The 255-nt window shown below is 28.6% G+C and carries 1 pseudogene; it reads right to left on the reverse strand.

Going from position 1 to position 255, the window contains the following annotated elements:
* Positions 1-229: pseudogene (locus GNY06_RS15365) on the reverse strand (IS5/IS1182 family transposase); the annotation flags it as partial.
* Positions 230-255: the final 26 nt, after the last annotated feature.

Consider the following 255-nt stretch of genomic DNA (forward strand, 5'->3'; position numbering starts at 1 on the left):
AAGCATTTGCTTTCTCTATATTGAACCTTCGTTTATATAATTCTTCATCAAAATAATAATAATTTTTGGCTGTTTTATTATTCCTGAGATGGGTTTTAATATTGGCGATTATTTTTTCTTTTTCTAATATTTGTCTTAAATTTTCACTGTCAAATCCTGCATCAGCATTCAGAAACAATCCTTTATGATCTATTTCTGCTTCGATTAGAGGTGACAGGATTTCTTTCAAACTACCTTCTATTTGGTATAAATCGT

It is taken from the genome of Elizabethkingia argenteiflava (assembly GCF_009904105.1).
In the GTDB taxonomy this organism is placed as follows: domain Bacteria; phylum Bacteroidota; class Bacteroidia; order Flavobacteriales; family Weeksellaceae; genus Elizabethkingia; species Elizabethkingia argenteiflava.